This window comes from Flavobacterium sp. GNP010, assembly GCF_056428945.1.
In genome coordinates this window covers 1-6353 of record NZ_JBWJVK010000071.1, presented here as the reverse complement: position 1 = coordinate 6353, position 6353 = coordinate 1, and the positions used below count along the sequence as shown (strand labels likewise).

General features: G+C 33.1%; 2 protein-coding genes. Both read left to right on the top strand.

Annotation, left to right across the window (positions count from 1 at the left end; genetic code table 11):
• Window positions 1-101 precede the first annotated feature (101 nt).
• Entirely contained in the window at window positions 102-2903 is a 2802-nt protein-coding gene (locus AC061C_RS15140) for a helix-turn-helix and ligand-binding sensor domain-containing protein (protein WP_478291862.1), read from the top strand.
• 236 nt (window positions 2904-3139) lie between these two features.
• Window positions 3140-6199: a SusC/RagA family TonB-linked outer membrane protein gene (locus AC061C_RS15135; RefSeq protein ID WP_478291861.1), complete on the top strand. Its 3060-nt coding sequence runs from the start codon at window positions 3140-3142 to the stop codon at window positions 6197-6199.
• Window positions 6200-6353: the final 154 nt, after the last annotated feature.

Genomic DNA, 6353 nt, shown 5'->3' with positions numbered 1-6353 from the left:
ATAATAGTGATTTTGGGATATGTATAGTTTTTATGTTTTCTATCCCATAAATAAATGCTATTTTTAAGTTTATTTTTGAAATAATTAACATCAAGATTCCTTTGAAAGCAAAACTACATCTTTTACTATTTTTATTTTCCTACTGTGCTTTTTCTCAAGAGTTGCCGCCCATTGTCAAATATGCTTCTACAATTTATGGAGCAGGCAACCAGAACTGGATGATTTCTCAAGATGCGAATCATTATGTTTTCTTTGCTAATAATGAGGGATTGTTAGAGTTTAACGGGTCTAATTGGGAATTGTATCCGTCACCAAATGAAACCATTGTTAGATCTGTAAAAGTAATAGGAAATAAAATTTTTACAGGTTGCTATATGGAATTTGGTTTTTGGATCCGACAGTCAAATGGCAAATTAAAGTATACATCATTGAGTCAGACTATTAAAAATAGAATTCTTGATGATGAGCAATTTTGGAACATATTGAATTACGATCAATGGGTTGTTTTTCAATCCTTGAGTCGCATTTATATTTATGACACTAAAACGGGAGGTTTTCAAATTATTGCTTCTAAAAATAATATTACAAAGTCGTTCCGAACCAAAAATGCGATCTATTTTCAGAGTATCAAAGAAGGCCTTTTTGAAATTGAAAGTGGCAAAGGACGCCTGGTTTCTGACAATCCCGTTTTGCAAAACAATAAGATTGTAAATATTTTTAGTATCGATGAAGGACTTTTAATTCAAACGCAGCTAAATGGTTTTTACAAATTGATTGGAACTGTTTTGACTAAATTCAGTACTGAAATTGATACTAAATTAGCCTCAAGTAGTGTTTATAGCAGTCAATTGCTTTCGGATGGCAGTTTTGCATTAGGGACAGTTTCAGATGGGATTTTTATTTTGAGCAATAGTGGAAAAATTAAATATCACATTACACAAAACAAAGGATTGAGCAATAATACAGCGCTCTCCTTATACGAAGATGTTGATAAAAACTTATGGGTAGGATTAGACAATGGTATAAACTGCATCAATCTACAATCTCCCATTCAAAATTTTGTTGACGATACGGGAATTTTGGGGACTGTTTACACCTCAAAACTCTACAACGGCAATTTATACGTAGGAACCAATCAAGGTTTATTTTATAAAAAATACCAAACTTCTGATGAATTTAAGTTTATAAGTGGAACCAAAGGTCAGGTTTGGTCTTTGTTTGAACAGGATGGAACACTTTTTTGCGGTCATGATTCGGGGACTTTTGTAATTGAAAACGCCGTTGCAAAAAATATATTTTCAGCTTCAGGAACGTGGAAATTTGAGACCGTTCCCAATCAAAGAGGATTACTACTTCAAGGGAATTATTATGGACTTTCAGTGCTTTCTAAAATAAATAACCAATGGACTTTTAGAAACAAAATAGCTGGATTTGATTATTCTTCAAAATATTTTGAAATCATGAATAATTTAAATGTTTTTGTAAGTCATGAATACAAGGGGGTTTATAGACTTGAGTTAGACAATAAATTAACTAAGACAAAGCCTTTTGTTACATACAATATTCCAAAAAAAGGTAAAAATGCGAGTTTGACAAAATTTAATAATACCATTTATTACGCGAATAAAGAAGGTATTTTTAAGCTAAATGAAAAATCAAAAAAATTCAGTAAAGATGTCATTTTAAGTGCTGTCTTTGAAAAAGATGAATATACATCAGGGAAGTTAATTGTCGATAATTCGAATAAAATATGGTTGTTTTCAAAAAATTACATTCATTACTTTTCCTTAAGTAAATTGAGTAATCAATTAAAGCAAAATGTTATCCCTATTCCAGCGTCCTTGACCAACTCGATGTTAGGGTACGAAAATATAACACAAATTTCAAATTCCAATTATCTAATAGGTACTACTGATGGGTATTATATTTTAAATCTTAATGAACTGAGTTTTAAAAATCAAAATATTACTATAGCAGGCATTACTACAAATAAACTAAATGAAAGTTTAAAAAACCGTTCCATGACGGAAGAAGGAAGTTTTAAATACGATGAAAATAATATTACTATTACGTATACAGTTCCAGAATATAATAAATATATCAATGCTGAATTTCAATATCTGCTAGAGGGATTTCAGAACGATTGGAGTGAATGGAACGCTAAAAATTCAGTAAGCTTCAAAAATTTACCGCCAGGAAACTACACATTTAAAGTAAGAGCTAAATTTGCAAATTCAACATTAGAGGATGCAGCAACGTATTCCTTCGTTGTAGAAAAACCGTGGTATCTAACTAATTTTGCATTGCTTATTTATCTGATTTTATTTGTAATAATGGCTCGATTCATTCACAAGGCTTACAAACGATATTACCAAAAGCAAGAAGAAAAATTGATAGAAGAGAATAACCTTTTATTAGAAATTAAGGAGCTTGAAAACGAGCAAGAGTTAATGCGTATTCGAAACGAACAACTTTCCCTTGATGTGGATACCAAAAATAGAGAATTAGCTGTTTCTACAATGAGTTTAAATAGTAAAAATGAGTTACTGGCATTCATCAAAGCCGATTTAAAGAAAAATCCGGATGATGGCAACAGGAGTATAAAATCTGTAATTTCGACCATTAACAAAAACATAACCGAAGGAGACAGTTGGAGCGTTTTCAAAGAAGCTTTTGACAATGCCGATAAAGATTTTCTTAAAAAAATTAAAGCAGCGCATCCTTCTTTAACACCAAATGATTTGAGATTATGCGCCTACCTTAGACTGAACCTTTCGTCGAAGGAAGTAGCACCTTTGCTCAATATCTCTGTTAGAAGTGTTGAAATAAAAAGATATCGTTTGCGTAAAAAAATGGAATTATCACACGAACAAGGACTTGTTGAGTACATTTTAGCCGTATAGGTGTTCCTGTTTTTACACTAATTAACTATACATTGCCACAACATTAACGTTATTGTTGTGGTTTTTTTATTTTTATAAAGATTAGGAATGCGGATTTTAGTCTTATAATACATTACTTTTTTAACTATTGTAAATTAAATGCTTAATTTTTTGCATTGTATGTTTTTTGTTGAGGTTCTTTTTGATTTATTGTTAGTTGTTCCGTTTAATTTTATAATTCACAAAAAAAATAAATTATGAAGTCAAACTATCTACTAATCCTTTTTCTATTTCTATCCTCTTTTGGTTTTGCCCAAGGATTTGATGTAGGAGGAGTTGTCAAAGAAACGGGTTCAGGTTTACCAATACCTGGAGTAAATATTCAAGTTAAAAATACAACTAAGGGAACCGCAACCGATTACGACGGCCGTTTTTCTCTCAAAGGGATTTCCTCTGGCGCAACATTAGTATTTACGTACCTAGGATATAAAAATTTAGAGTATAAAGTAATCTCTAGTAATAGTGCACTTTCTATTGTGTTAGTAGAAGATTCGAAAGTATTGGATGAAGTAGTAGTTATTGGATACGGAACCCAAAGAAAACGGGAAGTAACTGGTGCTGTGTCTGTAGTAGATAGCAAAACAATTGAAGCTTTAAAACCAGTGAAAATTGAACAGGCACTTCAAGGAACAGTTTCCGGAGTAAATGTTACAACTACGTCGGGTGCTCCGGGTGCCTCTTTGGATATTCGTATTAGGGGTATAGCGACTAATGGTGAAAACAGACCTACAACGATTATTGATGGCTATATTGGAGAACTTGGATTACTGAATCCAAATGATGTTGAGTCCATCACTGTTTTGAAAGATGCACAAGCTGCTATATATGGTACAATTGGTGCTAACGGAATTATCCTTATCACAACTAAATCAGGAAAGAAAAACTCCAAATCAAAAATAAGTTATAATACATATTCCGGTTTTCAGGAAACGTCAAGAACCTTACCAATGCTTAATGCTACTGAATACGCCTTATTGTTAAATGAAAGTTATGCAAATGGCGGCAATGCTATACCATTTCCTAATGTTTCTGGTTTAGGTAAAGGAACAAATTGGCAAAATGAAGTTTTTAGTACCAGTGTACCTATTATCAATCATGACATTTCTTTTTCTGGTGGATCTGATAAAATTACCTACGCGGTGAGTGGTTCGCATTTAGATCAAGAAGGAATTATTGGACGTGATAAATCTGGATTTTTGAGAAATACGGCAAGGGTTTCACTTGGTGCTGATGTTACTGAAAGACTTAAATTAAAAACAAACGTAATTTATACGTATTTTAATAGAAAATCATTAAATGAAAGTGGTTTAGGTTCTGTTTTGTTCAATGCTTTGAATACGCCTGCAACATTAACTCCTTATGATGCGAATGGTGATTTTACAAAAGTGCCTACAAATACTGGTTTAGGAATTGAAATTATAAATCCATTGGCACAAATCGCTAATACTTATAATGACTATAACTTTAAGAAAATCAATGGTAATTTTGGATTAGATTACAAAGTTTTCAAAGATTTTACGATTTCAAGTTCTATTGGTTTTAATACTTCAAACAGCGAGTCGAAATCGTTTGCCAAGCAAATTTTGTATTGGATAAATCCTTCCGATAAAGTATTTGATGTCTTGAGAAGTTCAGTTTCCCAAAGCGCTATCAATGATAATGACTACTCTTTTGATTTGTTTGGAACATATACTAAGAAGATTGCTGAAAATCATAATGTTGTAGCTACAATTGGTAATACGATATTTAAAACATTCGGAAATGGATTATTTGCAACTGGATTTGATGTTCCCTATAATTCCTGGGAATTTGCAGATATTGCATTAACACGAGGTATTTCTGAAACGGCACCAACAGGTTCTTACAATTATGATGATCGAAGATTGTCCTACTTCGCAAGAGGTCAATATGATTATAAAGGGAAGTATCTTTTTTCTGCCATGATTCGCCGTGATGCTTCGACAAGATTTGGACCCGGTAACAAAGTGGGTTATTTTCCATCCTTCACCGCGGGTTGGGTTGTGTCAGATGAAGGATTTTTTGGCTCAGATAAAGTGATAAACTTTATGAAATTAAGAGGTAGTTATGGAACGCTAGGGAATGATCAAATTCCACCTAATGGTTTCCGTTCGCAGCTTAATGGCGAAGCTACTTATGTGTTTGATGGGGCTTTAGTCAACGGATTAGCAACGGGGCAAATTCCTAATGCTAATTTAAAATGGGAAGAAGCTCGTAAGTTTGATGTAGGATTGGATTTGAAATTAAGTCAAAATAAAGTTTCGATAGTAGCCGATTATTTCATCGATACACGTGCGGACTTATTAATCTCCAATATACCTGTTTCAGGTATCAATGGGACTGCAGCTCCTGGCGCTGGTGCTCCAACAATCAATGCAGGAACTGTCAGAAATTCAGGACTGGAATTTGCAATCGATTATAAAAATAAATTTTCAGATAATTTTTCCCTGAGCGTAGGGTATAACGTAACTTTTCTTAAAAATGAAGTTTTAGAAGTTAATAACGGAACTGGATACATTGAAGGTGGTGCATTTAGTGTTGGCCAGCAAGCTCCTGCAAGGATGGAAGTAGGACATCCAATGGGATATTTTTACGGTTTAAAAACTAATGGAATTTTCCAAAATCAGGCTGAAGTGGCTGCACATCCTTCACAGTTGTCTTTGGGTGCAGAGGCAAATCCTGGTGATCTTCGTTTTGTAGACGTAAATGGAGATGGTATTATTAATTCAAGTGATAGAACTAACATCGGAGATCCAATCCCTGAAGCTACAATGGGTTTCAATTTACAAATGAATTATAAAAACTTTGATTTTGCAATTTACACATTTGCTTCTGTAGGCAATGATATGGTTCGAAATTATGAACGAAACCTTACAGATGTTAACCGACTAAATTATGTGTTAGATCGATGGACGGGTGAAGGTAGCACCAATAGTACCCCAAGAGTTACAACAAGTGCTTCAGGAAATTCTACTTTCTCCAGTTATTTTGTTGAAGATGCTTCTTATTTACGCATTCAAAACATGCAATTAGGCTATGCACTTAATCCTAAATATTCAGAAAAGGTTGGTATTACCAAAATACGTTTATATGCGGGTGTAAACAACTTATACACGTTCACAAAATACAAAGGTTTCGATCCAGGTGCCTCTAACGGAGCCCCAATTGGAGGTGGAATAGATTATGGTTTTTATCCAATTCCTAGAACCTACTTATTGGGTTTAAACATTAATTTTTAATTCGATTTAAAATGAAAAAATATATATTTATTATCCTGATAGTAACAACAATTTTCTCTACAGTAGCAGTTTCATGCAGTGATGATTTTGTTGATCGACCAATAGAATATTCTATTGACTCTGAGAATTATTTTAATTCAAAATCAGATTATGA